23 protein-coding genes are annotated in these 24,168 nt (G+C 67.3%); 14 read left to right on the forward strand and 9 right to left on the reverse strand.

The genetic code is table 11. From position 1 onward, the window contains the following. Window positions 1–25: 25 nt before the first annotated feature. The 8 genes from fba to CAL12_RS05240 all read left to right on the forward strand — a co-directional run bounded on the left by fba (window position 26) and on the right by CAL12_RS05240 (window position 7,167). A complete protein-coding gene (gene fba, locus CAL12_RS05210) occupies window positions 26–1,090 on the forward strand; it encodes a class II fructose-bisphosphate aldolase (RefSeq protein WP_086063518.1) in 1,065 nt (354 codons plus the stop codon). A 92-nt stretch (window positions 1,091–1,182) separates the two neighbouring features. Continuing rightward, window positions 1,183–2,064 (forward strand): phosphoribosylaminoimidazolesuccinocarboxamide synthase, encoded by an 882-nt coding sequence (locus tag CAL12_RS05215; protein WP_086063519.1) that lies wholly within the window; start codon window positions 1,183–1,185, stop codon window positions 2,062–2,064. A gap of 263 nt (window positions 2,065–2,327) precedes the next feature. Next, entirely contained in the window at window positions 2,328–2,486 is a 159-nt protein-coding gene (locus tag CAL12_RS28205) for a DUF5993 family protein (protein WP_179283245.1), read from the forward strand. Window positions 2,487–2,496: 10 nt separating this feature from the next. Next, window positions 2,497–3,069 (forward strand): disulfide bond formation protein B, encoded by a 573-nt coding sequence (locus tag CAL12_RS05220; protein WP_086063520.1) that lies wholly within the window; start codon window positions 2,497–2,499, stop codon window positions 3,067–3,069. Between the two features lie 57 nt (window positions 3,070–3,126). Further along, a complete protein-coding gene (gene purE, locus CAL12_RS05225) occupies window positions 3,127–3,657 on the forward strand; it encodes a 5-(carboxyamino)imidazole ribonucleotide mutase (RefSeq protein WP_086063521.1) in 531 nt (176 codons plus the stop codon). Window positions 3,658–3,707: 50 nt separating this feature from the next. Beyond that, window positions 3,708–4,961: a 5-(carboxyamino)imidazole ribonucleotide synthase gene (locus CAL12_RS05230; protein WP_086067686.1), complete on the forward strand. Its 1,254-nt coding sequence runs from the start codon at window positions 3,708–3,710 to the stop codon at window positions 4,959–4,961. A 10-nt stretch (window positions 4,962–4,971) separates the two neighbouring features. Next, on the forward strand, window positions 4,972–6,009 hold the full coding sequence (locus tag CAL12_RS05235) for an L-threonylcarbamoyladenylate synthase (protein ID WP_086063522.1): 1,038 nt from the start codon (window positions 4,972–4,974) through the stop codon (window positions 6,007–6,009). 135 nt (window positions 6,010–6,144) lie between these two features. Next, entirely contained in the window at window positions 6,145–7,167 is a 1,023-nt protein-coding gene (locus tag CAL12_RS05240) for an amino acid ABC transporter substrate-binding protein (RefSeq protein WP_086063523.1), read from the forward strand. A gap of 57 nt (window positions 7,168–7,224) precedes the next feature. Here the strand turns inward: CAL12_RS05240 and CAL12_RS05245 are convergent, their stop codons facing one another. From CAL12_RS05245 to CAL12_RS05275, 7 genes are all read right to left on the reverse strand, one after another. Beyond that, complete coding sequence (locus CAL12_RS05245) at window positions 7,225–7,965, reverse strand: ABC transporter ATP-binding protein (RefSeq protein WP_086067687.1); 741 nt, start codon at window positions 7,963–7,965, stop codon at window positions 7,225–7,227. Between the two features lie 23 nt (window positions 7,966–7,988). Further along, a complete protein-coding gene (locus CAL12_RS05250; protein WP_086067688.1) occupies window positions 7,989–8,753 on the reverse strand; it encodes an ABC transporter ATP-binding protein in 765 nt (254 codons plus the stop codon). A gap of 82 nt (window positions 8,754–8,835) precedes the next feature. After that, the gene (locus tag CAL12_RS05255) at window positions 8,836–9,828 is read right to left on the reverse strand and encodes a branched-chain amino acid ABC transporter permease (protein WP_232464823.1); all 993 of its coding nucleotides are present in this window, start codon (window positions 9,826–9,828) and stop codon (window positions 8,836–8,838) included. 33 nt (window positions 9,829–9,861) lie between these two features. Next, window positions 9,862–10,743 carry a branched-chain amino acid ABC transporter permease gene (locus CAL12_RS05260; RefSeq protein ID WP_086063524.1) on the reverse strand — a complete coding sequence of 294 codons (882 nt, stop codon included), beginning with the start codon at window positions 10,741–10,743 and terminating at the stop codon, window positions 9,862–9,864. 10 nt (window positions 10,744–10,753) lie between these two features. Next, window positions 10,754–11,923, reverse strand: a complete 1,170-nt coding sequence (locus tag CAL12_RS05265) for an ABC transporter substrate-binding protein (protein ID WP_086063525.1) — start codon at window positions 11,921–11,923, stop codon at window positions 10,754–10,756. A 91-nt stretch (window positions 11,924–12,014) separates the two neighbouring features. Beyond that, the gene (locus tag CAL12_RS05270) at window positions 12,015–12,824 is read right to left on the reverse strand and encodes an alpha/beta fold hydrolase (RefSeq protein WP_086063526.1); all 810 of its coding nucleotides are present in this window, start codon (window positions 12,822–12,824) and stop codon (window positions 12,015–12,017) included. Beyond that, window positions 12,821–14,377 carry a benzoate-CoA ligase family protein gene (locus CAL12_RS05275; RefSeq protein WP_086063527.1) on the reverse strand — a complete coding sequence of 519 codons (1,557 nt, stop codon included), beginning with the start codon at window positions 14,375–14,377 and terminating at the stop codon, window positions 12,821–12,823. Before CAL12_RS05275 ends, CAL12_RS05270 begins: the two co-directional genes overlap by 4 nt. A 218-nt stretch (window positions 14,378–14,595) precedes the next feature. Here CAL12_RS05275 and CAL12_RS05280 point away from each other — a divergent pair, with 218 nt between their 5' ends. From CAL12_RS05280 to CAL12_RS05305, 6 genes are all read left to right on the forward strand, one after another. Continuing rightward, the gene (locus CAL12_RS05280; RefSeq protein ID WP_086063528.1) at window positions 14,596–15,501 is read left to right on the forward strand and encodes a helix-turn-helix transcriptional regulator; all 906 of its coding nucleotides are present in this window, start codon (window positions 14,596–14,598) and stop codon (window positions 15,499–15,501) included. Window positions 15,502–15,696: 195 nt separating this feature from the next. Further along, the gene (boxC, locus tag CAL12_RS05285) at window positions 15,697–17,355 is read left to right on the forward strand and encodes a 2,3-epoxybenzoyl-CoA dihydrolase (protein WP_086063529.1); all 1,659 of its coding nucleotides are present in this window, start codon (window positions 15,697–15,699) and stop codon (window positions 17,353–17,355) included. Window positions 17,356–17,365: 10 nt separating this feature from the next. Next, window positions 17,366–18,793 carry a benzoyl-CoA 2,3-epoxidase subunit BoxB gene (boxB, locus tag CAL12_RS05290; protein WP_086063530.1) on the forward strand — a complete coding sequence of 476 codons (1,428 nt, stop codon included), beginning with the start codon at window positions 17,366–17,368 and terminating at the stop codon, window positions 18,791–18,793. Window positions 18,794–18,824: 31 nt separating this feature from the next. Further along, window positions 18,825–20,180, forward strand: a complete 1,356-nt coding sequence (gene boxA / locus CAL12_RS05295) for a benzoyl-CoA 2,3-epoxidase subunit BoxA (protein WP_086063531.1) — start codon at window positions 18,825–18,827, stop codon at window positions 20,178–20,180. 85 nt (window positions 20,181–20,265) lie between these two features. Next, a complete protein-coding gene (locus CAL12_RS05300) occupies window positions 20,266–20,715 on the forward strand; it encodes a MaoC family dehydratase (protein WP_086063532.1) in 450 nt (149 codons plus the stop codon). A gap of 14 nt (window positions 20,716–20,729) precedes the next feature. Next, the gene (locus CAL12_RS05305) at window positions 20,730–21,680 is read left to right on the forward strand and encodes a hypothetical protein (protein ID WP_157792892.1); all 951 of its coding nucleotides are present in this window, start codon (window positions 20,730–20,732) and stop codon (window positions 21,678–21,680) included. Window positions 21,681–21,698: 18 nt separating this feature from the next. Here the strand turns inward: CAL12_RS05305 and CAL12_RS05310 are convergent, their stop codons facing one another. After that, the gene (locus CAL12_RS05310) at window positions 21,699–22,826 is read right to left on the reverse strand and encodes a hypothetical protein (protein ID WP_086063534.1); all 1,128 of its coding nucleotides are present in this window, start codon (window positions 22,824–22,826) and stop codon (window positions 21,699–21,701) included. Between the two features lie 46 nt (window positions 22,827–22,872). Next, window positions 22,873–24,126 (reverse strand): hypothetical protein, encoded by a 1,254-nt coding sequence (locus CAL12_RS05315; protein ID WP_086063535.1) that lies wholly within the window; start codon window positions 24,124–24,126, stop codon window positions 22,873–22,875. Between the last annotated feature and the right edge of the window lie 42 nt (window positions 24,127–24,168).

The following is a 24,168-nucleotide window of genomic DNA, read 5'->3' on the forward strand; positions in this document are numbered from 1 at the left end:
AATCATTGCCTACCAGGAGGACCTCATGGCCCTAGTTTCCATGCGCCAGCTGCTCGATCATGCCGCCGAGAACGGCTACGGCATCCCGGCGTTCAACGTCAACAACCTCGAGCAGGTCCAGGCCATCATGGAGGCCGCCGACGAAACCAATAGCCCGGTGATCATGCAGGCGTCGGCCGGCGCTCGTAAATACGCCGGCGAAGGTTTCCTGAAATATCTGATCCAGGCTGCCGTCGAGTCCTACCCGCACATCCCCGTGGTCATGCACCAGGATCACGGCCAGTCGCCCAAGATCTGCCAGGGCGCCATCGACCTGGGCTTTTCCAGCGTGATGATGGACGGCTCGCTGAAGGAAGACGGCAAGACTGTCGCCGACTACGACTACAACGTCGAGGTCACCCGCAAGGTCGTCGAAATGGCCCATAAGGTCGGCGTAACGGTGGAAGGCGAGCTGGGCTGCCTGGGCTCGCTGGAAACCATGATGGGCGACAAGGAAGACGGCCATGGCGCCGAAGGCACCATGACGCGCGAGCAACTGCTGACCGACCCGGAACAGGCCGCCGACTTCGTCCGCAAGACGCAGCTGGACGCCCTGGCCATCGCCATCGGCACCAGCCACGGCGCCTACAAGTTCACCCGCAAGCCCACCGGCGACATCCTGTCCATTTCCCGCATCAAGGAAATCCACAGCCGCCTGCCCAACACCCACCTGGTGATGCATGGCAGCTCCAGCGTGCCGCAGGACCTGCTGGCGGAAATCCGTGAATTCGGCGGCGACATGAAGGAAACCTACGGCGTGCCGGTCGAGGAAATCCAGGAAGCCATCAAGTACGGCGTGCGCAAGATCAATATCGACACCGATATCCGCCTGGCCATGACGGGCGCGATCCGCCGCTTCTTCGCCGAAAATCCTTCCAAGTTCGATCCGCGCGAATACCTGAAGCCGGCGCGCGCCGCCGCCAAGGCGATCTGCGTGCAGCGCTACACGGAATTCGGCACGGCCGGCAATGCCAGCAAGATCAAGGCGATGCCGCTGCAGGAAATGGCCCAGCAGTATGCCGGGGGCAAGCTGTCCCAGGTCGTGCAGTAAACTGCGCGCATCCGTCGGCATTTAATTACCTCGGACATTCCCGCCGGACCGCGCGTCCCGCGGGAATGTTTCATTTCCGCCATAGGCCTCCCGTGACTTCAGCCCTGCATCAATCCAGTATCCGGTCCCTGCCCCTGCTCGGGCGAGGCAAGGTACGCGACATGTACGCCGTCGGCGACGACAAGCTGCTCATCGTCGCGACGGATCGTATATCCGCCTTCGACGTCATCCTCGACGATCCCATTCCCGGCAAGGGCCAGGTGCTGACGGCGCTGACCGAGTTCTGGTTGTCCAGGCTGGGGCACGTCATCCCCAACCACTCCACCGGCGTTGCGCCCGAAGACGTGGTGGCGCCCGACGAAGTCGAGCAGGTCAGGGGCAGGGCGGTGGTGGTGAAGCGGCTCAAGCCCATCCTGGTGGAGGCGGTGGCGCGCGGGTACCTCATCGGGTCCGGCTGGAAGGACTACCAGGCCACCGGCGCGGTGTGCGGCATCGCGCTGCCCGCCGGCCTGCGGCAGGCGGAAAAGCTGCCGCAGCCGATTTTCACCCCGGCCGCCAAGGCGGAATTCGGCACCCACGATGAAAACGTCGATTTCGAGCACGTGGTGCGCGAGGTCGGCCAGCAGATGGCCGAACGCATCCGCGAGGTGACGCTGGCCTTGTATGCGGAAGCGTCCGCCTTCGCCACGACCAAGGGCATCATCATTGCCGATACCAAGTTCGAATTCGGCCTGGACGATGATGGGGCGCTGCATCTGATGGACGAGGTGCTGACGCCGGATTCCTCGCGATTCTGGCCGGCCGACAGCTATGCGGTGGGCATCAGCCCGCCTTCGTTCGACAAGCAGTTCGTGCGCGACTGGCTGGAAACGCAGCCCTGGGACAAGACGCCGCCCGCGCCGCGGCTGCCCGCCGACGTCATCCGCAAGACGGCGGAGAAGTACCGCGAGGCCCTGGACCGGCTGACGGCCTAGCGCGGCCCGGCCTACGCGGCTCGGCCTACGCGGCTCGGCCTACGCGGCCCGGCCTACGCGGCCCGGCCTACGCGGCCCGGCCTACGCGGCCCGGCCCGATCGCGGAGCGGCGGGGGGCGGCCACGTGCCGGCTGCTCCGCCGTAGTCGTCTTTCCGCCAAGGATCATATATAGTGCCGCGCAGCCGCGCCCCGGGTGGGGCGGCGGGGGCGCTGTCGGCCACCCGGTCCGGCACCAGGCGCAAGCAAGGGGAGTGGCGCTGAAATGATCATGATGCTGCCGTTCGTACTCGGCATGCTGGCGGTTTGGTTCGGTATCCGGGGCAGGCGGTCGGCCTGCTTCGCCTTATGGATCGTGACCCTGCTGGTCTTCGCCGCCTGGGCGAACCACCACATGACCGACCCGCTGCGGCTGTCGCTCTAGGAACACAGCCATGCAATTCGCCTCCCGGGCCTCGCATCCCGCTTCGACCCTGTTGAATGGGCTGGCCTTGCTGGCGATCACGGGCTCGCTGATCCTGGCCTTCGCCTGGCAGATCCTCTTCAACGAATTGCCCTGCCCGCTGTGCCTGCTGCAGCGCCTGGCGCTGGTGATGGCGGGCGCGGGCCTGCTGCTGAATCTGCGTTTCGGCGCCTCGCCGGCGCATTACGCCATGGTCCTCGCCGCCGCCTTGGCCGGCGCGGTGGTGGCGGCGCGGCAGATGATGCTGCACCAGGCACCGGCGGACCCGGGCTACGGCTCGACGCTGCTCGGCATGCATTTCTACACCTGGGCGCTGGTGGCCTTCGTCGCGCTGATCGCCTATTGCGCGGTGATGCTGGCCCTGGACCGCCGGTCGGGCGACAACAGCCATCCGCGGCGCGCCGGCATCGTCGCCGGCGCCATCATGTGGCTGTTTTTCGTGACCGTCGTGGCGCACGCCGCCGGCACGACGCTGGAATGCGGCCTGGGACCTTGCCCGGATAATCCCACGACCTACCAGTGGCTTCCGGCGTTCGGCGGCTGACTCCCCGCCGGGGCAGGTAAAATCGAGGACTTTCCTCGCCGCCCTCCAACCGCCGTTATGACCGCCAAATCCACCTCTACGCCCGCGCCGACGCCCCTGGTCGGCGTGATCATGGGCTCTTCCAGCGACTGGGAAGTCATGAAGCACGCCGTCGCCATGCTGGACGACTTCGGCGTCGCGTGCGAAGCCCGCGTGATTTCCGCCCACCGCATGCCGCTGGACATGGCCGAGTACGGCGCCGCGGCGCGCGGACGGGGTTTGCGCGCCATCATCGCCGGCGCCGGCGGGGCGGCGCATCTGCCCGGCATGATGGCCGCGCTCACCGAAGTGCCGGTGTTCGGCGTGCCGGTGCCGTCCAAGTACCTGCGCGGCGAAGATTCGCTGCTTTCCATCGTGCAGATGCCCAAGGGCGTGCCCGTGGCGACCTTCGCGATCGGCGAAGCCGGCGCCGCCAACGCGGCGTTGCACGCCATCGCCAACCTGGCCACCGCCGACGATCGCCTGCATGCCAGACTGGTGGAATTCCGCGCCCGCCAGACCCAGGCCGCCCGCGATATGCAGGTGCCCCCGCCGGGAGCCCAGGCATGACGGCGCGTCAGGATTCCAAGGTTTCGCCGGCGGTCGCGGCTGCCGCCGGCATGGCCGGGCAGGACAAGCCCGCTTCCGCCACGATCGTCGAACCAGGCGGATGGCTGGGCCTGCTGGGCGGCGGGCAGCTGGGCCGCATGTTCTGCCATGCCGCGCAAAGCCTGGGCTACAAGGTGGCGGTGCTGGATCCGGCCGCCGACGGCCCGGCGGCGATGGTCGCCGACCGCCATATCCACGCGGCCTATGACGATCCCGCCGGGCTCGACGAACTCGCGCGCACCTGCCGCGCCGTCACCACCGAATTCGAGAACGTGCCCGCCGACAGCCTGCGCGCCCTGGCGGCGCGCTGCCGGGTCAGCCCGTCGGCCGATGCCGTCGCCGTGGTGCAGGACCGCATCGCCGAAAAGTCCTTCATCGCCGGTCAGGGCATCCCGGTCGCGCCCCACGTCGCCGTGCGGCAGGATGCCGACCTGCGCGATGCCGCCGATACGCTGTTTCCTGGCATCCTGAAGGTGGCCCGGCTGGGTTATGACGGCAAGGGGCAGGCGCGCGTGCAGACGCGCGAACAGGCGCTGGCGGCATTCGAGGCCTTCGGCCGCGTGCCTTGCGTGCTGGAAGCCCTGCTGCCGCTGGACCATGAAATCTCGGTGGTGATCGCGCGCGGCTTCGACGGCGGCACGGTCATGTTTCCGGTGGCCCGCAATGTCCACCGCGACGGCATCCTGGCGGTATCGACGGTCGATCGCGCGGCGCTGTCGGGGCCTGACGCCGCGCTGGAGCGTGCCGCCGGCGACGCCGCCCTGCGCATCGCGGCCGGCCTGGATTATCACGGCGTGCTGTGCGTGGAGTTCTTCGTCCTGCGCGACGGGACCTTGCTGGTCAACGAGATCGCGCCGCGCCCGCACAACAGCGGCCACTACACCATCGACGCCTGTGTCACCAGCCAGTTCGAGCAGCAGGCGCGCGCCATGGCCGGCTTGCCGCTGGGCGCCACGGACCTGCTGGCGCCGTCGGTCATGCTGAATATCCTGGGCGACATCTGGTTCGCGGCCAGCGACGCTGGCGAGGCCACGCCAGCGCCGGCGGACGCGCAGCGCGAACCCGACTGGGCCGCGGCCTTGTCCGTGCCCACGGCCAAGCTGCATCTGTACGGCAAGCACGATGCGCGGCGCGCCCGCAAGATGGGCCACGTGACCATCGTCGCGCCCACCATGTCGCAGGCACGGCGCGACGCCACCCGCGTCGCCGAGGCGCTCGGCATTCCGGCGCCCGGTAGCCCGGCGCCCGGTAGCCCGGCGCCCTGAACAGGAGTCCATGATGGCGCCCCAGACCGAAGCCGAAGCCAGCGACGAACAGATCGCGCATGCCGCGCGCGTCCTGGCCGCCGGCCAATTGGTCGCCTTTCCGACGGAAACCGTCTACGGGCTGGGCGCGGATGCGGAAAGCCCGCTCGCGGTCGGTCGTATCTATGCCGCCAAGGGCCGTCCGTCCAGCCATCCCGTCATCGTGCATATCGCGCCCGATGCCGACCTGTCCTATTGGGCGGCCGATATCCCGCCGCCGGCCCGCGCCCTGATCGACGCATTCTGGCCGGGGCCGCTCACCCTGATCCTGAAACGCGCCGCGCGCATCGATCCGGCCGTCAGCGGCGGCCAGGACAGCGTGGGCGTGCGCTGCCCGTCGCATCCGGTGGCGCAGCGCCTGCTGCGTGCCTTCGCCGCCCTGAATCCCAGCGGGCAGGGCGGTGTCGCCGGGCCGTCGGCCAATCGCTTTGGCCAGGTGTCGCCCACGCGCGCCGAGCATGTGCGGGCCGAATTCCCCGATGAGGTCGCCCAGGGCATGCCGGTGCTGCAGGGCGGGGCTTCCGCGGTGGGCATCGAATCCACCATCGTCGATCTGTCGCGCGTGGATCGGGGCATAGGGCCGGTGCTGCTGAGGCCGGGCCATATATCCGCCGACGACATCGCCCGCGTGCTGGGCGTCGCGCCCGCGCTGCCCGATGCGGCGGCGCCGCGCGCGTCGGGCACGCTGCGTGCCCACTACGCGCCGCACACCCCGCTGGCGCTGGTCTCGCGGGAGCAACTGGAAGCCGCCGCGGTGGGCCTGGGCCTGCCGGACGACGGTCGCGTCGTGGCGGTCGCCTACACGCCGCGTCCCCTGGAATTGGATCCTCGGCTGGTCTGGCAGCCCGTGGCCGCCGATCCTGCGCGGTACGCACAGGCGCTCTATGCGGTGTTGCGCGAATTGGATGGCATGGGCTATCGCCGTATCCTGGTCGAAGCGCCGCCCCTGACACCGGAATGGGCGGCGGTGAACGACCGCATCGGCCGCGCCGCGGCCGCCTTCGAATAAGTGTTCCACCTAATTGCCGCGCCGTAAGCCGCGGCTTACGCTGCGCCGCCTACATGCAAGACCGGCCGGCGGCTAGCCCGGCGATACGGCTTGCCGTGCTCACGAGGCCGGCGGGCGCCCAAAAGGAGAACATCCATGAAGAAGTTTCTTGCCCTGACCGCGAGCGCCCTGGCGCTGGCGGGCGCCGCGCATGTCGCGGTCGCGGGACCGACGCTGGACGCGGTCAAGAAGAAAGGATTCGTGCAATGCGGCCTGAGCGATGGCGTGACGGGTTTCAGCGCGACCGACAGCAAGGGCGAATGGGCGGGGATGGACGTGGACATCTGCCGCGCCATCGCGGCCGCGACGCTGGGCGACGCCAGCAAGTTCAAGGGCACGGCCCTGTCCACGCAGCAGCGATTCACCGCGCTGCAATCGGGCGAAGTGGATGTGCTGCTGCGCACGGTCACGCTGACGCAGACGCGCGATACGTCGCTGGGCCTGGCTGCCGTGGCGGCCAGCTTCTATGACGGCCAGGGCATCCTGGTGCGCAAGTCGCTGAACGTCAAGAGCGCCAAGGAGCTGGACGGCGCGACGATCTGCGTGCAGCCGGGCACGACGACGGAGCTGAACCTGTCCGACTGGTTCCGCGCCAACAACATCAAGTTCACGCCGGTGGTCATCGACAAGGTGACCGAGGTGGTGCGCGCCTTCGAATCGGGCCGCTGCGATGCCTTCACCGACGACGCCTCCCAGCTGGCGGCGGTGCGCGCGTCGCAGGTGGCCAACCCCAACGATTACGACATCCTGCCCGAACGGCTTTCCAAGGAGCCCCTGGGCCCGATGGTGCGCCAGGGCGACGAGAACTGGCTGGGCATCGTGCGCTGGACGCTGTTCGCGCTGATGGAAGCCGAGGAATACGGCATCACGCAGAAGAATGTCGACGACATGCTCAAGAGCAACAATCCCAACGTGCTGCGCATCCTGGGCGTGACGCCCGGGGCCGGCAAGAATATGGGCCTGGACGAAAAATGGGCCTACAACGCGATCAAGGCCGTCGGCAACTACGGCGAGATCTTCGAGCGCAACGTGGGCGGCGGCAGCAAGCTGGGGCTCAAGCGCGGCGTCAACGCGCTGTGGAACCAGGGCGGGGCGATGTATCCCTGGCCGGTGCGCTGACACCCGAACGACGGCCGCCGCTTCATCCGCGCCCGGTCCTGGCGGGGCGCCCGGACGCTACACGCCCAGATAGCGCTCCAGCAAATGAGGTTGCGCCGCGAGGGCGGCGCTGGCGTCCTGGTGCGCGAGCACGCCTTTTTCCATGACCACGCAGCGATCGGTGTGGGCCAGCACCGCGCGATAGTTGCGGTCGACGATCAGCGTCGATATGCCGGTGCGCCGGATCGCGGCGATCACGCGCCAGAGTTCGGCGACGATGAGCGGGGCGAGGCCTTCGGTGGCTTCGTCCAGGATCAGCAGGTCGGGGTTGGTCATGAGCGCGCGGCCGATGGCCAGCATCTGCTGTTCGCCGCCCGACAATTCCTGGCCGCCGTGCCGCGTGCGTTCGCGCAGCCGCGGAAAGGTGTCCATCACGCGTTCGTAATCCCAGTCGCGGCGGCCCGAGACGCCGGCGCGCGCCGCCACCAGCAGGTTCTCGCGCACGGACAGGTTGGGAAAGACGCCGCGGCCTTCCGGCACGTAGGCAATGCCCAGGCGGGCGCGCGCGTGCGGCGGCATATGGGTGCTGTCGCCGCCGCTTATGCGCATGCGCCCGGCGCTGCAGCGCAGATGCCCCGTCAGCACGCGTATCAGCGTGGTCTTGCCCATGCCGTTGCGGCCCAGCAAACCGACGGCTTCGCCGCGCTCGATGCGCAGGTCGATGCCGCGCAGGACGTGGCTGGCGCCGTAGTGGGCGTGCAGGCCCTCCGCGCGTACCCATTCCTCATGCACGCGCTGTCCTTCTGTCGCTGCACGCATCTTGCCCAGTCCAGGATACGCGCTCATGGCCTGCCCTCCGCTTCATCCGTGCCGAGATAGGCGGTGCGCACGGCCTCGTCCGCGCGGATGGTGTCCGGGTCGCCGCTGGCGATCACCGCGCCGTTCACCATTACGGTGATGGTATCGGCCACGCGAAAGACCGCGTCCATATCGTGTTCCACCAGCAGGATGGCGTGGTCGGGTTTCAAGCGCTCCAGCAGGTCCAGCATGCGTCCGGTTTCTTCCGCGCCCATGCCGGCCAGCGGTTCGTCCAGCAGCAGCACTGCCGGCCGCGTCGCCAGGCACATGGCGATCTCCAGCTGGCGCTTGCGTCCGTGCGGGAGCGTGCCGGCGATGCATGCGGCGGCGTCCGCCAGGCCGGTCCGTTCCAGCGCGTCGTCGGCCAGACGGGTGGTGTGCGAGCAATCGCCGGCATGGCGCCACCATTGCCAGAAGCGCTGCCGCGCGGCCTGTGCCGCCAGCCGGCAGTTCTCATGCACGGTCAGCGACGGGAATAGCGTGGATCGCTGGTAGGTGCGGCCCAGCCCCGCGCGCGCCCGGCGCGGCTGTGGCCAGGCGGTGATGTCGCGGCCGTCCATCATGATGGTTCCGCCGTTGGTCGGCAGGTCGCCCGACAGCAGATTGATCAGCGTCGATTTGCCGGCGCCGTTGGTGCCGATGACGGCATGCAGGCTGCCCCTGGGCAGCGCCAGCGATACGTCCTGCACCGCCGTCAGCCCGCCGAAGCTGCGCCGGAGTCCGGTCGCCTGCATCAGGACGCCGGGCATGGCGATGCCCGGTTCCGCGGCGTCCGCGCGTGCAATGCCGCTTCCCGGCATGCCAGGACTGGAGATGCCGGTCATCGAAATCTCAGGCATGGGATTTCTCCGCGGTGTCGGCGAGGGGCGCCATGCGTGCCGCGCGCGGCACGCGTCCCAGGCCGATCAGGCCGGCCAGCCCGCGGGGCAGCAGCGCCACCAGCAGGATGACCGCGAGCCCCATCGGCAGATGCCAGTGGCGCGCGTAGTCGCCGAAGAGGGCTTCGGACTGGAACAGCTCCTGCATCAGCACCAGGGCGGCCGCGCCGGCCACGGCGCCGCCGGGCCGCGCCATGCCGCCCAGGATCACCATCAGCAGGACCAGGCCGGATTGCTCCCAGGCAAAGAGCTCCGGCGTCACGAAGCCGTCCTTCAATGCGTACAGGAACCCCGCCAGCCCGGCCAGCGCGCCCGCCAGCGTGTAGGCCACGAGTTTGTACGGAAAGGTCGAGAAGCCCGTGGCCCGCATGCGCTGTTCGTTGATGCGTATGCCCGCCAGCGCCGCGCCGAAAGGCGAGTGCCGCAGCCGCGCCAGCAGGCCCCAGGCCAGGGCCAGGCAGGCGACCACGAACAGGTGGAAGCTCGTCGCATGCGCCAGGTCGAACGGCATCCAGCCGCCCACCCGCCATTCCGGTCGGAAATACAGATAGGCGCCGTCGCTGCCCCCGCCCACCTTGGTGTCGTGGAACACGTAATACGCCATCTGCGCGAAAGCCAGCGTCACCATGATGAAGTACACGCCACGCGTGCGCAGCGCCAGCGCGCCGGTGGCCAGGGCATAGGCCGCGCCGCCGGCCAGGGCGGCCGCCAGCAGCGGCAGCAGCGGTCCCGCGGCGGATGCCGGCGACAGCAGCGCCGCCGCGTATGCGCCTATGCCGAAAGGCGCCGCATGTCCCAGGCTGACCAGCCCCGCTTCACCCACCAGCAATTGCAGGCTCAGGGCGAACACGGCATAGATGACGATGCGCTGGGCCAGGCCCACGTAGTATTCGCTGGCCACCCATGGCAGCAGCGCCAGGCACAGCAGGACGACGATCGCCGCCATTCCTACAGCTGAAATCTTCATCGGCGTCCCTCGTCAACCTTGCTTGAACAGGCCTTCGGGCCTGCACAGCAGGACCAGGGCCATCAACACATACACCAGCACGCCCGCGGCCGCCGGAAAGAACACCTGGCCGAAGGTATCGACGAAGCCCACCAGCATGGCCGCGACGAAGGCGCCGCGGATGGAGCCGATGCCGCCGATCACCACCACCACGAAACAGGCGATCAGCACGCCATTGCCCATGCCCGGATACACGGACGACACCGGCGCGGCGATCGCGCCCGCCAGCGCCGCCAGGGCCACGCCGCCGGCGAACACCAGGCGGTACAGGCGGTTGATGTCCACGCCCAGCGACGCGATCATTTCGCGGTTGCTGGCGCCGGCGCGCACCATCATGCCGATGCGGGTGCGCGTCAGGACCGCGTAGAGCAGCAACGCCACCGCGGCGCCCACGGCCGAGATGAAAAGCCGGTAGACGGGATAGCTCATCACGTCGCCCAGCGGGATGCTGCCTTGCAGCCAGCCGGGGATGGGGACGCCGTGCACGTCGTTGCCCGCCAGGATGGCGCGCGCTTCCTCGAATACCAGGATCAGGCCGTAGGTCATCAGCACCTGCTGCAGGTGCTCGCGCCGATACAGGAAGCTGAAGAATGCCAGTTCCAGCAGATACCCCAGCACCGCGGCCAGCACCACGCAGGCCGCGATGGTCAGGAGCAGCCCGCCGCCCGTCGTCCTCTCTATCCAGGGGCCCAGCGCGAAGGCCATATAGGCGCCCGCCATGTAGAAGCTGCCATGCGCCAGGTTGATGATGCCCATGATGCCGAAGATCAGCGTCAGCCCGCTGGCCACCAGGAACAGCAGCAGGCCGTACTGCAGGGCGTTCAGGCACTGGATCAGGAAGACGGACGCGTTCATGGACGCGGACCTACAGGCGGCAGCCGCGCGCCGGATCGGCGAGCTTCCTGACGGCGACCTTCACCACCTTGTTCTCCAGCCCGTCGACCTGGCGCAGGTAGATGTCCTGCACCGGATTGCCGGCCGGCGACAGGGTGAACGCGCCGCGCGGGCTGTCGATGGTGGCCGCCCGCATCGCCTTGCGCATATCGGCCTTCTTCGACAGGTCTCCCTGCACCGCTTGCAGGCCGGCTGCCAGCAGCTGCGCGGCGTCGTAGCCCTGCACCGCATACACGTCCGGCGCGACGCCGGGGTAGGCCTTGGCATAGGCGGCACGGAAGGCCTTGTCGCGCGGGTTGTCCAGGCCGTCGGCGTAGTGCAGGGTGGTCAGCAGGCCCTGGGCCGACTGCCCTTGGGCCTGTAGCGTGCCATCCGTCAGGAAGCCCGATCCGTACAGGGGTATGGTCTTGTTCAGGCCCGCCGCGGCATAGTCCTGGACGAACTTCACGGCGCCGCCGCCGGCGAAGAACGTGAACACCACGTCGGGTTTCAGCGCCGCGATCTCCGTCAGCAGGGGCTGGAACTCGACATTGGGAAAGGGCAGGCTCAGGTCCTTGACCACCTTGCCGCCCGACTTTTCGAAGCCTTCCCGAAAGCCCGCGACCGCTTCCTCGCCGGCGGCGTACTTCCAGGTGATGGTCACGGCGGTCTTGTAGCCCTTTTCCGCGGCGATTGGCCCCATGGCATAGGCCGGCTGCCAATTGCTGAACGAGGTGCGAAATACGCCCATGCCGCACATGGGGCCGGTGATGGCGTCGGCGCCGGCATTGGTCACCAGCAGCGTGGTGTCGGATTCCTTGGCCGCCTTGGTCAAGGCCATCGCCACGCCGGAATGCACGGTACCCACCAGGATGTCGACCTGGTCGCGCTTGATCAGGCGATTGGCATTTTCCGGGGCCTTGGCCGGATTCGATTCGTCGTCGACCTTGTAGTACGCGACTTCGCGGCCGGCCAGTTTGCCGCCCTGTTCGTCGACGTACAGCTTGAAGCCGTTTTCGATGGCGGTGCCCAGCGCCGCGTAGGTGCCGCTGTACGGCAGCATGAAGCCCACCTTGACGGGGCCTTGGGCCTGCGCGTGGGCGAGCGTTGCCGACGTCGCCAGCACGGCCGCCAGCGCGGCCCGGGTGATGCGCGTGTTCATCGTGTGTCTCCTGGTGGTTGTTATAAGCCGGTCTATATGCCGGTCTATATGCCGTTTATGGTTGTTGCGTTCGTCGTTTTTGCATTCGTCGTTATCGCGTCCGCAGGAAATCGCGTATGGCCTCGATCACCGCGGCGGGCTGGTCGCGATGGGGCGTGTGCCCGCAGTCGGGCAGGACCTGCATGGCCGCGCGCGGCGCGTGCTGGACGATGGTCTCGACTTGCGCCAAGGTGCCGTATTCGTCATCGATGCCCTGCAGGGCCAGCACGGGGCAGCGTATGTCGCCCAGCGCTTGCTCGATGTTCCATGCACGGAAGGCCGGGTCCAGCCAGACGTCGTTCCATCCCCAGAAGGCGGATTCGACGTCATCGTGGTAGCGGCCCAGCCTGGCGCGCAGGTCGCCTTCCAGATAGGCCACGCGCGCCGCCGCGATATTGCGCACGGTCACGTCTTCCACGAAGACGTGCGGCGCGGCCGCGATCACGCCGCCCACGGCGTCGGGATGGCTCGCGGCATACAGCAGGGCGATGGAGCCGCCGTCGCTGTGCCCGAAGAGTATCGGCGGATCTTTGCGGGCATCGACGTCCAGGGCTCGCAGCAGCGCGGGCAGTACGTCCGCGGCCTGGTCGTGCATGAAGCGCACGGGCCACTTTTCCCCGTGCGGGCGCGGCGTGGACCGCCCGTAGCCCGGCCGCGAGTAAACCAGGCCGCGGCAGCCCGCCGCCACGCAAGCGTGCGCCGGCCAGTCCTTCCACATGGATACGGAACCGAGCCCTTCGTGCAGGAATACCAGCAAGGGGGCGTCGCGGCGTTCGGCCGCGATCCACTGGTACTCCAGGAACAGCTCGCGTCCCGCCACCCGCACCGGCGCCAGCGAGGATGCGTGCTCCGTCATCGTCATGCCCGCTCTTCCAGCTGCCGCAGGCGGAAACGCTGAATCTTGCCGGTCGCCGTCTTGGGTAATTCTTCCGTGAAGTAGATCTGCCGCGGATACTTGAAGGGCGCCAGGTGTTGCTTGACGTAGGCCTGCAACGCGGCCCCGGTATCCGGATCCGGCGCATGGCCCGGACGCAGCACCACGAAGGCCTTGGTCTTGACGAGACCCTGCTCGTCGGCGACGCCGATGACGGCGGCTTCCAGGACGGCTTCGTGCTGGATCAGCACGTTTTCGACCTCCACCGGCGACACGTACTGGCCGCTGACCTTGATCATGTCGTCGCTGCGGCCCGCGTAGGTGTAATAGCCGTCGGCGTCACACACGTACTTGTCGCCGCTCTTGAGCCAGTCGCCCAGAAAGCACTGGCGGGTCTTCTCGCGATTGTTCCAGTACATCAGCGCGGCACTGGGGCCCTTGATGTACAGGTCGCCGATCGCGCCGGGTGGAACGGGCAGGCCCTGGTCGTCGCGCAGCTGCACCTCGTAGCCGGCCACCGGCATGCCCGTGGTGCCGTAGCGGATGCGCCCCGCCTGGTTGCTGATGAAGATGTGCAGCATCTCGGTGGAGCCGATGCCGTCCAGGATGTCGCAGCCGAAGTGCCGGCGGAAGCGCTCGCCGATATCGCGCGGCAAGGCTTCGCCCGCCGACGTGCAGACGCGCAGCGCGAGCCGCTCGCGCGCTGGCAGGTCGGGCGCGGCCAGCATCGCCGCGTATAGCGTGGGGACCCCGTAGAACACCGTGGGGCGGTGGCGCGTCAATCGCTCGAACACCGCTTGCGGCGTCGGCCGTTCCGCCATCAGCACCACGGTCGCGCCCACCGAAAGGGGAAAGGTCAGGCCGTTTCCCAGGCCGTAGGCGAAGAACAGCTTGGCGGCGGAGAACACGACGTCGTCCTCGCGTATGCCCAGCACGGGCTTGGCGTACAGTTCGGCCGTGTGCCACAGATTGCCGTGCGTATGTACGACGCCCTTGGGCTTGCCGGTGGACCCCGACGAATACAGCCAGAAGGCCATTTCGTCGGCCAGCGTGCGTATGGCCGGTATCGCCGGCGCGTCCGCCAGCGCCTGCTCCAGTTCGATGACACCGCCTTCGCTGTCATCCGCGGGACGCGAGACGATGATGTGTTCGACCTCGGTATCCGCCAGGGCCATGGCCTGGCGCAGTATGGGCATCAGCGCGCCCGACACGATGGCCGCGCGCGCCCGGCTGTGCGACAGGATATAGGCGTAGTCGTCGGCGGTCAGCAGGGTATTCACCGCGACCGGCACGATGCCCGCGTGCAAGGCCCCAAGGAAAGCCACCGGCCAATCCGCCGTGTCGTGCATCAACAGCAGCATGCGTTCTTCGCGGCGCAGGCCCAGCTGTTTCAGCACGCCGCCGAAGCGCGCGACGCGGTCCGCCAGTTCGCCGTAGCGCAAGGTGCGGAAGTCGTCGATATAGGCTACCTTGTCGGCCCGCCCCGCGTTCGAGGCGGCCAAGTACTGGGCAAAATTCAATTCCTGCGGACAGCTTTCCACGGTTGTCTCCTGGTCTGTCTTTATCCCGACCGGCGACGGCGACTTGGGCCGGCGCTCGTTCGGCGGGCGCGCGTGGCGCGCGCCGGCGTATCGGGTGGACGCTGCGCGGCGGAGCCTGCGTCCGATTTTCAGGAAAAATAGTGCTTTAATCGTGCTCGGTCAAGCACTATAATGCATAAAACGTCGCCTCCTAGGGTAATCTCGGAGCAAGGAGATTCATGACTCAAGCACTGGACAAGGCGATCGCGGACCCCGCCCGCGAGCCCTTCCTGATGGCGCTGGGCGAGCGCGTGCGTCGCCTGCGGGCCATCCGCGGGCTGACGCGCAAGGCACTGGCACAGGCGACCGGCGTATCGGAACGGCATCTGGCCAACCTGGAACACGGTGTCGGCAACGCGTCCATCCTGGTGCTGTTGCAGATCGCCAAGGCCTTCAACTGCGCGCTGGCGGAACTGGTGGGCGACGTCACCACCGAATCGCCCGAATGGCTGTTGATCCGCGAGCTGCTCAGCGGCCGCGGCGAAGCGGACCTGCAGCGTGCCCGCGAATCGCTGGCGCAGCTTTTCGGGGTGGGCGGCGGGCAGCGGCCCGACCGCTTCCAGCGTATCGCCCTGATCGGCCTGCGCGGGGCCGGCAAATCCACGCTGGGGCAGATGCTGGCCGAAGACCTGGGCTACCCCTTCGTCGAACTCAACGTGGAAATCGAACGGGTGGCCGGTTGCGGCATCCTGGAAATCCACAATCTGTACGGCCCCAATGCCTATCGCCGCTACGAGCGGCGCGCGCTGGAAGAAGCGGTGCAGCTCTATCCGGAGATGGTGCTGGCCACGCCCGGCGGCCTGGTGTCGGAGGCGGCGACCTTCAACCTGCTGCTGGCGCATTGCTACACGGTGTGGCTGCGCGCCACGCCGGAAGAACACATGGGCCGGGTCATGGCGCAGGGAGACTTCCGGCCGATGTCCGGCAACAACGAGGCCATGGCGGACCTGAAACGCATCCTGGCTGGGCGCGAGGCCTTCTATGCCAAGGCCGACCTGACGTGGACCACCAGCCATATGGACCTGAGCGAATGTTTCGCGGGTCTGCGGGCCCAGGTGCGCAAGGCGGGCGGTCTGCCGCTCTGAGCGCGGGCGGGATCCCTGCCTCGGGCCGGTGGGCCCCGCCATGGCACGGGCTTGGACTGTGAGGCGGGTAGCAAGGCGAACGCATGACAGGCACTTTCCTGCATGTAGTGCTTGACGCCTGCACTTTGCTGCACTATTCTGCATCAAAATAAACCACATGCAGTATGTTGCATGTGAACGGTGCAGGAGACCCTCATGACCCATGCCGTACCCCCGGTCGATTTCCGGACCGACCCCAGCCGCTATCGCCACTGGCGCCTGACCACCGACGGCCCCATCGCCACCCTGGCAATGGACGTGGCCGAAGACGGCGGGCTGCGTCCCGGCTACAAGCTCAAGCTGAATTCCTATGACCTGGGCGTCGACATCGAGCTGCACGACGCCCTGCAGCGCATCCGCTTCGAGCACCCCGAAGTCCGGACCGTGGTGGTGACCAGCCTCAAGGACCGCGTGTTCTGTTCGGGCGCCAACATCTTCATGCTGGGCCTGTCCTCGCATGCCTGGAAGGTGAACTTCTGCAAGTTCACCAACGAGACGCGCAACGGCATGGAAGACGCCAGCCGGCACAGCGGCCTGAAGTTCATCGCCGCGGTCAACGGCGCCTGCGCCGGCGGCGGCTACGAGCTGGCCCTGGCCTGCGATGAAATCCTGCTGGTGGACGACCGCTCTTCCGCGGTGGCCTTGCCGGAAGTGCCCTTGCTGGGCGTGCTGCCCGGCACCGGCGGGCTGACGCGCGTGATCGACAAGCGCAAGGTGCGGCACGACCATGCCGACATCTTCTGCACCCTGGTCGAAGGCGTGCGCGGCGAGCGCGCCAAGGCTTGGCGCCTGGTCGACGACGTCATCAAGCCGCAGCAGTTCGCGGCCGGCGTGCGCGAACGCGCCCTGGCCCTGGGGGAAGGCAGCAGCCGTCCCGCGCAGGCCCAGGGCATCGTACTCACGCCGCTGGAGCGGCGCGACTCGCCAGAGGGCCTTTCCTATCGCTACGTCTCCGTCGAAATAGATCGCGAACGCCGCCTGGCCAACTGGACCGTGCGCGCCCCCGACGGCGACGTACCTGTCCAGCTTGACGCGATCCTGGCGCAGGGCGCGGCCTGGTGGCCGCTGCAGATGGCGCGCGAACTGGACGACGCCATCCTGTGGATGCGCGCGAATGAACTGGATATCGGCACCTGGGTGCTGCGCACGCAAGGCGATGCGCAGGCCGTGCTTGCCGCGGATGCCGCCTTGCAGGCGCATGCGGAACACTGGTTCGTCAACGAAACCGCCGGCATGCTGCGCCGTACGCTGGCGCGGCTGGACGTCACCTCGCGCACCCTGTTCGCGTTCGTGGAACCCGGCTCATGCTTCGCCGGCACGCTGCTGGAGCTGGCGCTGGCGGCGGATCGCATCTACATGCTGGATGACGAGGAGGCCGCCGCGCCCGCGCGGCTCGTGCTCGGCGATCGCAACTTCGGCGCCTATCCCATGGTCAGCGGCGTAAGCCGTTTGCAACGCCGCTTCCACGGCGAAGCGGCGCCGCTGGAAGCGGTGCGCGCGCATGCCGGCCAGGCGCTGGCCGCCCCGCAGGCACTGGATCTGGGGCTGGTCACCTTCGCGCCGGACGCCATCGACTGGGACGACGAAGTGCGCCTGGCCCTGGAAGAGCGTGGGGCGCTTTCGCCCGACGCGCTGACCGGCATGGAAGCCAACCTGCGCTTCGGCCCGCGCGAGACCATGGAAACCCGCATCTTCGGCCGCCTGACGGCGTGGCAGAACTGGATCTTCAACCGGCCCAACGCCGCCGGTGAAAAAGGCGCACTCAAGCTTTATGGCAAAGGCGAACAGGCCCAGTTCGACTGGAACCGCGTCTAGGAGCATCGACATGTCAGGCGTTAACTATTCCGACCGTATCCCCAACAACGTCAACCTGTCCGGCGACCGCGCCCTGCAGCGCGCGCTGGAACACTGGCAGCCCAACTACCTGCAATGGTGGCGCGACATGGGTCCCGACGGCTCGCACGGCCACGACGTCTACCTGCGCACCGCCGTCAGCGTGGAGCCCGACGGCTGGGCCCATTTCGACCACGTGAAGATGCCCGATTACCGCTGGGGCATCTTCCTGGCGCCGCAGGACGGCCAGCGCAGGATCCACTTCGGCGAAAACCTGGGCCGCGAGGTCTGGCAGGACGTGCCCGGCGAGCATCGCGCCAACCTGCGCCGCATCATCGTCACGCAGGGCGATACCGAACCCGCGTCGATCGAACAGCAGCGCCATCTGGGCCTGACCGCGCCGTCGCAATACGACCTGCGCAACCTGTTCCAGATCAATGTCGAGGAAGGCCGCCACCTGTGGGCGATGGTATACCTGCTGCACCGCTACTTCGGCCGCGACGGCCGCGAGGAAGCCGACGCGCTGCTGCAGCGCACGTCCGGCGATGCCGACAACCCGCGCATCCTGGGCGCGTTCAACGAGAAGACGCCAGACTGGCTGTCCTTCTACATGTTCACGTACTTCACCGACCGCGACGGCAAGTTCCAGTTGTGCGCGCTGGCGGAGTCCGGCTTCGATCCACTGGCCCGCACGACCAAATTCATGCTGACCGAAGAAGCGCATCACATGTTCGTGGGCGAATCCGGCGTGTCGCGCATCATCCAGCGCACCTGCGAAGTGATGAACCAGTTGAAGACCGACGATCCCGCCTCGATACGCGCGGCCGGCGTCATCGACCTGCCCACCATCCAGCGCTACCTGAATTTCCACTACAGCGTCACCATAGACCTGTTCGGCGCCGACCAGTCGTCCAATGCCGCCATTTTCTACAGCGCCGGCCTGAAGGGCCGCTACGAGGAGGGCAAGCGCCAGGACGACCATCAGCTCAAGAACGACACGTATCGCATCCTGTCGCTGGAAGGCGGCAGGCTGGGCGAAACGGAAGTGCCCATGTTGAACGCCTTGAACGAAGTGCTGCGCGACGACTTCATCCGCGATTCCATGGCCGGGGTGGGGCGGTGGAACAAGGTCATCGAAAAGAACGGCCTGCCCTTCCGCCTGACCGTGCCGCACAAGGCTTTCAACCGCCAGATCGGCACGCTGGCCGGCGTCAACGTAACGCCCGAAGGCCAGGTGGTGGACGATGCGCAATGGCGCGCGGGCCTGCCGCGCTGGCTGCCCACCGAGGACGACCGCGCCTTCGTGGCGTCCTTGATGGGACGTGTCACCGAGCCGGGCAAGTTCGCCAACTGGATCGCGCCGCCGGTCATGGGCGTGAATCGCCAGCCGGTGGACTTCGAGTACATCCGTTTCAACTGATCCGCCCGCCGGCCGTATCCAGGGTGTAGAGATGAACGCGCCATTGCCCGCCAGCCTGCTGAAGCAGCATCTGATCGATCCGGAGATCTGCATCCGCTGCAACACCTGCGAGGAAACCTGCCCGATCGATGCCATTACGCACGACGGCAACAACTACGTGGTGAATCCGGACGTCTGCAATGGCTGCATGGCCTGCGTGCCGCCGTGTCCGACCGGCTCCATCGACAACTGGCGCGTCATCCCGCGCGCGCGGGCCTACGGCGTGGACGACCAGTTCGGTTGGGACGCCTTGCCGCCGCAGGAACCGGTGGAGAGCCTGCTGGCCGAAGCGCAGGCCGTTGCACAGGCCGTTGCCGGCCAAGGCGGCGCGTCCGCCAGCGCGGACGCCGCGCCGGCTTTCGCTACGCCCGAGTCGGCAAGCGCCGCCTTGGCCAGCGCCGCCTTGGCCGGCGCGCCTGACGATGCCCTCATCGAGGAAGGCGTCGCAGCGGCAGCCGTCGTCGTCAACCGGGGCGCCACCGTCCCGCCCTGGTCGGCCGCCCATCCCTACGTCAACCTGTATACCCACAAGGAACCGGTGGTGGCGACCGTCGTCGGCAACTACCGCGTCACCGACGACGCTGCCGACAGCGACGTGCGCCACATCGTCCTCGATTTCGGCGAAGCGTCCTTCCCCGTTCTGGAAGGCCAATCCATCGGCATCCTGCCGCCCGGGGTGGACGCGCGGGGCCGGCCCCACCACGCGCGCCAGTACTCCGTCGCCAGCCCGCGCGATGGCGAGCGCCCCGGCTACAACAACCTGTCGCTGACGGTGAAACGCGTGGCCGCCGGCCGCGACGGCAACACCCACGACGGCCTTTGTTCCAACTACCTGTGCGACCTGGCCAAGCACGACACCGTGCGCGTCATCGGCCCCTTCGGCAACACCTTCCTGATGCCCGGCCGATCCGGCGCCAACCTGCTGATGATCTGCACCGGCACCGGCTCCGCTCCCATGCGTGCCATGACGGAGCGTTGCCGCCGCCGCATGGACGGCAAGGAAAACGGCAAGCTGATGCTGTTCTTCGGCGCCCGCACGCGCCGCGAGCTGCCGTATTTCGGTCCGCTGATGAAGCTGCCCGCCGACTTCATCGACATCAACCTGGCCCTGTCGCGCGAACCCGGCCAGCCCAAGCGCTACGTGCAGGACCTGATCGTCGAGCGGGCGGCCGACGTGCTGGCGTTGCTCAACGATGACAAGACCTGTGTGTACGTCTGCGGACTCAAGGGCATGGAAACCGGCGTGCTGGACGCCCTGGAGCATGCCGCCGTGCAAGCCGGCCAGGATTGGTCTATCCTGCACCAGGCCTTGTGCCGCCAAGGCAGGCTGCATTTCGAGACGTACTGACCGCGACCGGACGATCCCGCCCAGGCGCCCCACGGGCGCGCGGCTTGGCGCAGTTCCGGCCCGGCCGCCATGGGGAAGCCGCTAGATGAAGTTCGCCGAGTTCAAGCAGGGCATGGTCATACACGCCGGCCCGCTCAAGGTCACCGAAGCCGAGATCCTGGATTTCGCTCGCAAGTACGATCCGCAGTGGTTCCACACCGACGTCAAGCGCGCCAACGAAGGGCGCTGGGGCGGCCTGATCGCCAGCGGCTGGCATACCTGCGCCATGGCCATGCGCATGGCCGTCGACGCGGCCCTGCACGATTCCGAATCCTTCGGCTCGCCGGGGCTGGGCGAAGTGCGCTGGCGCGTGCCCGTGCGCCCGGGCGACCAGCTGCGCCTGGAGGCGCGCGTGCACGGCGTGCGCAGCTCGTCGTCGCGCAGCGACCTGGGCATCATCAACTGGGCCTGGGTGGTCTACAACCAGCATGACGAAGCGGTGCTGGAGCTCGACGCGACCAGCCTGTTCGACCTGGGCGAGGATACCTCCGCTTGAGGGCAGGGCGCACGATGCGCATCCGTATCGCCGCATTCGCGCTCGGGTTCGCGACCTGCGCCATGGGCGCGCGCGCCGCACCGGACGCCGCACAACACGCCGCACCTGATGCCGCACCAAGGGCACCCGCCGCATCCGCCGGGTCGGCTGCCCCTGTCGCGCCGGTGCCGGCGCAGGAGAACTACACGCTGCGGCAAGCCCTCATGGCCTCGGACATGCTGTCCAAGGTCGATGTCCTGTGCCCCGATGGCGACCGCGATCGGGAAGCCCGCCGCCTGGACGAACTGGAAACCGTCGCCAGGCAGCGCCTGAAGCTGTCGGCGAAGGCAATGCTGGAAGCGCTTCGCGACGAAGTGCCGCCGGTGCTGATGACCGCGGAGCAGGCGGTACGCGTCGTCGCCAATGCCGGCGGGTGCAAGACCGACGCACTCGCGGAATGGCGAGGCCGTGCGGCCTACGTCGCGGACACCTCGCGCCAGGTGCTGGCCGGCCAGGCGCGCGCGGACCGGCAATGGCCGCGCGACGCGGCGCTGGAACAACCGCTGCGGATCACCGTGACAGGGCAGGGCGCCGACGCCGCGGCGGATACGGCCGGACCGGGCAAGCAATCGGATGCGACCGCCGGCCATGGTTCCGGCGTCTGGTTGCGCGTGGAAAATCCCCGTCCCGTGCCTGTCCGCATTGCCTTGCTGGGCTCGCAGGCCTTCGTCGGCCTGTGCACCCGCCTGTCCATTACCGGTGTGCCCGTGTCGCCGGGCTACGCGCCACGGGAGTGGCTGGAGCTGCCGCCGCGCGGCGCCGCGTCCGTATGGATGGCGCGCGACTCCGCATGCGTGCGTCAGGCGCGCGTGAACGTCGGCGGCGTCGCGGTGATCGACACCGGCGCCGGACCGCGCTACTGGCGCTTCCTGGTGCGCGGCGTCGGGTACGCGCCGAGCGCTCCGAAATCTCGAATCGGGCCCTGACCCCGCAAGGAAGCGGAGCTAGAAAAAGTCGATCTTTATCGGCCCCCAGGGGCGGGTCCACCCGGATGCGTATAACCATGCCGCGCTGGTGATCTGGCAGTCCGCCCACATATAGCCCCAATTGCTCGCATCCTTCCGCCGGTACCCGAGCAATTTGTCCTGGCTGATCGCGCAAGGTAGCTGCTGGCCCGCGCGCGCATCCTTGGGCGCCCGCAGCGTATAGACCTGGACAGGCGCCGGCGGCATGGGCACGCCGTTCTTGTCGTAGCCGTTCAGGTAGATATTGACCTCGTAAAGGTCGCCCTCCCGCACATCGTCAACCAGGGTGATGTTCAGTACGAGATCGGGGTAGATATCGTAGGTATTGAGCTGGCGCGAAGTGCCGCCTTCCCATTCGGGCGCACGGTAGGTCGCATATTTCTCGGGATCGGGCATGACCAGGCCTTGCCCCACCGCGATGAAGTTGACGACGGGCGAGCAGATCGTATTGCTGCCCGCTTTCAAAACATACGCCACGGTGTTCTGCTTGCCCTGCGGCAGCATCACCCCATAGGGCACGCGGAAGTCGTTGGGAATGATGTTGGGGTCGCCGATATGCGCATAGGTTTGATTGCACACGATGGCCGCGGCCTCGTAGACGGCTGGCGGCAGCGGCGTATTGGCGTTGGCCGCGTAATCGAAGCTGCTCCAGGGCGGTATCTTCAGCTGGCCGTTGGCGCGCGACAGGCTGGGCGCCAGTAGCCCTTCCGCGGGCGTCAGCTGGTAATCGAAGAAGAGCAGTTCCAATGAGCGAAAGTTCTGGCCAGGTTGGTCGATCTTGGCCAGCAGGGTGCACAGGATGCTCTGCGGCGCGCAAACATACACGATCAGTCCGCCGTCTTTCCGCGTGGCCACGTGGATGAACGATTGTTCGTCCACCGGTATCGGCAGGAAGTCCGCATCGAAATAAAGGATCGCGCCGCGCGCTTCGCCGCTACCGATGGCCAGGGGCAGCGAGTCTCCTGCCGTCCCGTCGCCGAGCACCTGGATCGTGATCGTGATGGTCCTCCGTGGATCATGCGGATCGGCCGGCTCCGACGAAGACGCCTGCAGGCCGGTCGGCGCGGCGAGCTGTTTGTCGGCGCGGAAGTAAATGATCTCGGACATGGCTGTTCCTCAAGCATCGGAAGTTCGGCGGCGCTTCTCGCCGCCATCAGGTGCCTTCCGCGAAGTTGATCTTTACTGGCCGTTTATTGCCCACATAGGGAGCGGACCAGTCCTGTCCGTTGACTTGAAAATTCACGAACAGAAAGCCGGGGTCGGCCGCATCTTTCGCGCCGAATCCTTCCAAGGTGGCGATCGGTGAAGCCACCGACATCGTGTCCCCGGGTTGGACGTTCGGCGGCGCGATGATCGTGAGCAGATTGTCCCCACCCACGCCGTTCGGCAGCGGACTTCCGTCTCCCAGCATTCGGGTTTGCGGTTCGCCGGACGCGGTGTAGCCGTTCATGTAGATGAGAACGCTGTAGACGTCGCCTGGCTTGACATCGGAGGCGAAGGCCAGCACGACGTCGAAACCGGGTCCGTCGTCGCTGTCTTGCATGTCGCTCAGTCCCAGAGGCTCTTTCTTGGGCGGCTTACCCGGTGGGGCGCCGAACCACCATGGCAGGCCGTAGCGGTTTTGTATGTTGGGGTTCGGCATCAGCAGGGGCACGCCGACGATGGTGAACGGCCACGGCTTCGATAACCTCGGGGTGCCGTCGTCGGTCATGTAGACGATGCAGTTGTTGCCCGGGATCATCAGGCTATAGGGGATGTCCACGCCCGTGAACAAGGATTGGTATGTGTAGCTGCTGTTGTCCACGCGCCTGCCATTGACGACGATGGAAAGCTTCGCGTCGGAGCTCACGTTCGGGTCCGGGCTTTCCAGCAAAATGCTCAAGGCATAGTCGAAACTATTCCAGGCCGGTATCGTGACCTGCCCGTGCCCGTCAACCGAAAGCACCAGGGGCTCGAGGTTTGGGTCCATGACCTTGGACGCGGCGTCCTGGGTGTAATAGCAGCACGTCAACGTCTGATTGACGCCATAGTCGACCGGATCGGGTGTCGGGCTGGCGTAGACGTTGAATATGCAGCCGGGATACGACGGGTAGTGGAAGTTGGTGATAGCGATATAGACCGTCAGATGGCCTTGGGCATCCGACATGATGGACCCTCCATCCAGAACGGTCTGCGTGATGTTGGTCTGTTTGTCACTCTTCCAGTACTGGACGCGGTTTCGGTTCTGGTCGTCGCCCAGGTATACCGGAACCGCGCCCTGGGGCAACGATCCGTCGGCGTTGTGCACCTGTATGCCCAATCGATAATACGCCGTGGCGTCAGGCAGGACGTTCTGCTGGTTGGTGCCGGGGTCGTAAGGCATCGCGACATATTTGTCGACCGCGATATAGGGTATGTACAGGGCCATGGTGTCTTTCTCACTGTGGTTTGAATCGATGTTTCATCCGCT

Source organism: Bordetella genomosp. 8, assembly GCF_002119685.1.
Classification (GTDB): Bacteria; Pseudomonadota; Gammaproteobacteria; order Burkholderiales; family Burkholderiaceae_B; genus Bordetella_C.

Bases quoted from the DNA above. Each gene is read 5' to 3' on its own strand.
- fba (WP_086063518.1), top strand. From the start codon at position 26: ATGGCCCTAGTTTCCATGCGCCAGCTGCTCGATCATGCCGCCGAGAAC.
- CAL12_RS28205 (WP_179283245.1), top strand. From the start codon at position 2,328: ATGATCATGATGCTGCCGTTCGTACTCGGCATGCTGGCGGTTTGGTTC.
- CAL12_RS05220 (WP_086063520.1), top strand. From the start codon at position 2,497: ATGCAATTCGCCTCCCGGGCCTCGCATCCCGCTTCGACCCTGTTGAAT.
- purE (WP_086063521.1), top strand. From the start codon at position 3,127: ATGACCGCCAAATCCACCTCTACGCCCGCGCCGACGCCCCTGGTCGGC.
- CAL12_RS05230 (WP_086067686.1), top strand. From the start codon at position 3,708: ATGGCCGGGCAGGACAAGCCCGCTTCCGCCACGATCGTCGAACCAGGC.
- CAL12_RS05235 (WP_086063522.1), top strand. From the start codon at position 4,972: ATGATGGCGCCCCAGACCGAAGCCGAAGCCAGCGACGAACAGATCGCG.
- CAL12_RS05240 (WP_086063523.1), top strand. From the start codon at position 6,145: ATGAAGAAGTTTCTTGCCCTGACCGCGAGCGCCCTGGCGCTGGCGGGC.
- CAL12_RS05245 (WP_086067687.1), bottom strand. From the start codon at position 7,965: ATGCGTGCAGCGACAGAAGGACAGCGCGTGCATGAGGAATGGGTACGC.
- CAL12_RS05250 (WP_086067688.1), bottom strand. From the start codon at position 8,753: ATGCCCGGCGTCCTGATGCAGGCGACCGGACTCCGGCGCAGCTTCGGC.
- CAL12_RS05255 (WP_232464823.1), bottom strand. From the start codon at position 9,828: ATGGCGGCGATCGTCGTCCTGCTGTGCCTGGCGCTGCTGCCATGGGTG.
- CAL12_RS05260 (WP_086063524.1), bottom strand. From the start codon at position 10,743: ATGAACGCGTCCGTCTTCCTGATCCAGTGCCTGAACGCCCTGCAGTAC.
- CAL12_RS05265 (WP_086063525.1), bottom strand. From the start codon at position 11,923: ATGAACACGCGCATCACCCGGGCCGCGCTGGCGGCCGTGCTGGCGACG.
- CAL12_RS05270 (WP_086063526.1), bottom strand. From the start codon at position 12,824: ATGACGATGACGGAGCACGCATCCTCGCTGGCGCCGGTGCGGGTGGCG.
- CAL12_RS05280 (WP_086063528.1), top strand. From the start codon at position 14,596: ATGACTCAAGCACTGGACAAGGCGATCGCGGACCCCGCCCGCGAGCCC.
- boxC (WP_086063529.1), top strand. From the start codon at position 15,697: ATGACCCATGCCGTACCCCCGGTCGATTTCCGGACCGACCCCAGCCGC.
- boxB (WP_086063530.1), top strand. From the start codon at position 17,366: ATGTCAGGCGTTAACTATTCCGACCGTATCCCCAACAACGTCAACCTG.
- boxA (WP_086063531.1), top strand. From the start codon at position 18,825: ATGAACGCGCCATTGCCCGCCAGCCTGCTGAAGCAGCATCTGATCGAT.
- CAL12_RS05300 (WP_086063532.1), top strand. From the start codon at position 20,266: ATGAAGTTCGCCGAGTTCAAGCAGGGCATGGTCATACACGCCGGCCCG.
- CAL12_RS05305 (WP_157792892.1), top strand. From the start codon at position 20,730: ATGCGCATCCGTATCGCCGCATTCGCGCTCGGGTTCGCGACCTGCGCC.
- CAL12_RS05310 (WP_086063534.1), bottom strand. From the start codon at position 22,826: ATGTCCGAGATCATTTACTTCCGCGCCGACAAACAGCTCGCCGCGCCG.
- CAL12_RS05315 (WP_086063535.1), bottom strand. From the start codon at position 24,126: ATGGCCCTGTACATACCCTATATCGCGGTCGACAAATATGTCGCGATG.